Annotated in this window: 3 protein-coding genes; all 3 read left to right on the top strand. The window is 48.1% G+C overall.

Annotation, left to right across the window (positions count from 1 at the left end):
* The first annotated feature begins 79 nt into the window (after positions 1–79).
* The gene (gene istA, locus FPL27_RS16395; RefSeq protein ID WP_143959468.1) at positions 80–1651 is read left to right on the top strand and encodes an IS21 family transposase; all 1572 of its coding nucleotides are present in this window, start codon (positions 80–82) and stop codon (positions 1649–1651) included.
* A 62-nt stretch (positions 1652–1713) separates the two neighbouring features.
* Positions 1714–2469 carry an IS21-like element helper ATPase IstB gene (gene istB, locus FPL27_RS16390; protein WP_143959469.1) on the top strand — a complete coding sequence of 252 codons (756 nt, stop codon included), beginning with the start codon at positions 1714–1716 and terminating at the stop codon, positions 2467–2469.
* 311 nt (positions 2470–2780) lie between these two features.
* Positions 2781–3374 (top strand): DUF502 domain-containing protein, encoded by a 594-nt coding sequence (locus FPL27_RS16385; RefSeq protein WP_143962315.1) that lies wholly within the window; start codon positions 2781–2783, stop codon positions 3372–3374.
* Positions 3375–3580: the final 206 nt, after the last annotated feature.

The following is a 3580-nucleotide window of genomic DNA, read 5'->3' as shown; positions in this document are numbered from 1 at the left end:
TGCACCACTAAAAATCCTCTTGGGGCATGCCCCAAGAGGATTTTAGAGTATTTTGCTGGTCTACCAAAACTAGCATTTTATGAATGTGTACTTAGACAAATTTATGACTTATTTCGAAATCCACCGCCTCCAAAGGGAGGGATTTTCCCTCCGGCAGATCAGCGAGCACCTTGTCCTCAACAGGCGAACCGTAAGCAGGTACCTATCCATGAGCGAGCAGGACTATGAGCTGATGCTGATACAGCAGTCACAGCGCCCCAAGGTCCTTGCTCCCTATGAGGAGTTTGTCAGGCAACGCCTGGAAAACTTCAGGGACACACCTGCAGCCCAGATGCATGACTGGCTGAAGGAACATTTTCCGGACCTGCCAAAGGTCTCCCCAAAGACCGTCTTCAACTTCGTTTCCTGGGTCAGGGACAAACACAACCTTCCCTTTGTCAAACTCCCCCGAGAGTACGAAATGACGGAAGAGCTTCCGTACGGCAAACAGGGCCAGGTCGACTTTGGCGAATACAACATGCGAAGCGGCACGGGAAAGAGGGTAAAGGTGTTTTTCTTCACACTTGTCCTTTCCCGCTCGCGGTTCAAGTACGTATGGTTCACCGACAGGCACTTCACTTCCCTGCTGGCCATAGAGGCCCATGAAAATGCCTTTGCATACATCGGAGGCATCCCCCTGGAAATGGTCTATGACCAGGACAAGGTGTTCATGGTAAGCGAAAACGGAGGGGACCTCATCCTTACGGACGCCTTCAGGGCCTATACCCGGGAGCAGTCCTTCAGCCTTTACTTCTGCAGGAAAGCCGATCCCGAAACCAAAGGGAAGGTCGAAAACGTGGTCAGGTACGTAAAGAGAAGCTTTCTTTACAACCGCACCTTCCACAATATCGAAACCCTCAACGACGAGGCCATGGGATGGCTTGGCCGTACCGCAAACGCACTTCCCCATGCGGTGACCAAAAAAGAGCCGCAGTCAGAGCTTTACATCGAGCTGCCCTTTCTCACCCCGTACCGGCCCTGTGCCCCAAAACCCGCCGTACCGGCCCTCTTTGCCGTCCGGAAGGACAACACCGTCTCTTACAGGGGCAACTTCTACTCTCTTCCCCTGGGCACCTATAAAGGAAAAGGAAGCGAAGTGGCTGTACAGGCACAGGGGGATGGCCTTTTTATCTATGAACCCGGGGGCACCACGGAAATCTGCCGCCACGACATACCTGTGGGAACAGGCCAAAAAGTCCTCAAAACCGACCACAGGAGGGACAAAAGCGGCTCCCTTGAGGAGAAAGCCGCCCTGGTTGCCGGAATGTTCAGGGACAGCGAGGAGGCCCGGCGGTGGATAGGAATGATCCGCGCCGAGAAGCCCCGGTATGTCAGGGACCAGCTCAGCATGATCGAAAAAGCCCTTATAGGCGCCGATCCGGAAAAGACCGGGCTCACCCTGAGGTACTGCCTTGAGCAATCAATCTGCAGTGCGTCGGATTTTATATCCATCCTGGAGCTACAGGACACCTCAAGGAAGGAGGAAACCAACATCAGGGTACTCAACCCGCTGAGCGGAAAAATGCCCGACAGCGCCCTGGTACAGCCCGAAAAGAGCAATATCGGGGAGTATGAGGATATCGTGAAGAGCAAGAAAAAAAGCAACAGTTAACCAAAACAGGCCGTGGGAGCAATCTTTTGGATGCCTTCCACGGCCCCAAAACCAGACAGAAAATGGAGAAAAAAGAACAGATCAACGCCTTTTGCAGGCAGTTTAAGATCACCGGAATGGCCAACAGCCTGCCCGAGGTCATCGCCAAAGCGGAAAAACAGCGCTCCGGGTTCACGGACTTCTTCCTTGAACTGCTCCGGGAGGAATCGAACCTTAGGCTCAAAAACGAGGTGGCAAGGCGGAGAAAGGCCGCACGACTGCCGCTCAAAAACGACCTAGGCCAGTACGATCCGGGAGCCGAAAACGGCCTGAACCTGACAAGGATAAACCAGCTGCGGGAGCTCAACTGGCTCGACCAGGGGTTCAACCTCATGCTCATGGGCCCTTCCGGTACGGGAAAGACATTCCTGGCCTCGGGGCTTGGTGCCGATGCGGTGGACAGGGGCTACAAGGCCTACTTCAAGACAATGGAAGACCTTACAAACATCCTGAAGCTGAAGGACATGACCAGGTCGTCAATGGCCGAATACAAAAGGCTCCAGAAGGCGGATCTCATCATAATAGATGATATCATGCTCTTTCCGGTGGAAAAAAGCGTTGCCGTCTCCCTTTTCAACTTTATAAACCAAATCTATGAGCGGACCTGCTTCATCATCACCACCAACAAAATGCCTGCAGAATGGGCCAAAATGCTTGATGACGAAGTCCTGGCAACGGCATTGTTGGACCGCCTGCTGTTCCGTTGCGATATTATAAATTTATCGGGGAAAAGTTATAGAATGAAAAACAGGAAAACTTTCTTTGAACAGGAAGAATAGGCAGCGTATATTTACAAAATGGTGCACGCCTGTTGCCATTTTTGGTGCACTCCCATTTACCATTTTTGGTGCATTGTTGGTTACCGCTTACAGATCTTTAGGCTTTGTACGTTTTAAGTATTTGTATGAAATGATGTATCAAAAATAAAGTGCCAAGTTCCAGGTACAATGTACATCGCACATTTGCATCTTATCTTCTTACTTTCCACCTCTCACTTCTTACTGAAACTACTGGGGTATTTATTTCTAAAAACCATTTTTTGGCATCGTTTTTTCCTCGTAATTTTATCCATACTTTTCCCGATTAAAACATGTCATCTTTCACTACTCGACGCTTTTTGAAATACTTCCTTAAAGGATTACTCTTTGTGGTTCCATTGGCGCTTACGATTTATATAATCATTTCCTTAGTAGTGTTTTTGGACAGCATCATCCCATTGCCTATACCAGGGTTGGGTATCTTGGTCATGTTGATGTTTATTACCTTTGTGGGCTATATGGCTAGCGTATTTGTAACTAGGCCCATATTTGACCTGATGGAAAAGTGGCTTTTCAAGATTCCTTTGGTGAATATAGTATATACCAGTATAAAGGACCTCATGCAGGCCTTCGTGGGAGATAAGAAGAAGTTTAATGTTACCGTGGTGGTAAAGCTTTCAGACAACATGTACAGACTGGGTTTCCTAACCCAAGAAGACATGAGCATGATCGCAGAACCTGGCCTAGCAGCTGTTTACTTTCCCCATTCCTACAACTTCTCAGGCAACCTCTATATGATCCCCAAAGAAAACATTAAAGTAGTAGAAAACATCAACAATGCCGACGTTATGAAGTTCATCGTCTCTGGTGGAGTGTCAGAACTCCAGCCGCTAGATGAAAACTTTGAAAGTACTGTGAAAAAGTGATTCGTTCCAAAGAGATTAATTAGCATATTGACTTTCATCTAAAAACAGGTCCTCTGTTTTTAACTTTTTCCTGTTTTCGACAGTCGTCAGTCCCATTTTTGATTAAATAATTGATTTTCAATTAAATCATAATTTTTAGTGGTTGACAATGGGTGTCCCAGCCTTCTTTTTCCTTATTTTCACCCATGTTTGTCCGGAAAAAACCC

It is taken from the genome of Litoribacter populi (assembly GCF_007483685.1).
Classification (GTDB): Bacteria; Bacteroidota; Bacteroidia; order Cytophagales; family Cyclobacteriaceae; genus Litoribacter; species Litoribacter populi.
The sequence above is the reverse complement of the archived record's forward strand: the minus strand, read 5'-3'. Positions and strand labels throughout refer to the sequence as shown.

Bases quoted from the DNA above. Each gene is read 5' to 3' on its own strand.
- istA (WP_143959468.1), top strand. From the start codon at position 80: ATGAATGTGTACTTAGACAAATTTATGACTTATTTCGAAATCCACCGC.
- FPL27_RS16385 (WP_143962315.1), top strand. From the start codon at position 2,781: ATGTCATCTTTCACTACTCGACGCTTTTTGAAATACTTCCTTAAAGGA.
- istB (WP_143959469.1), top strand. From the start codon at position 1,714: ATGGAGAAAAAAGAACAGATCAACGCCTTTTGCAGGCAGTTTAAGATC.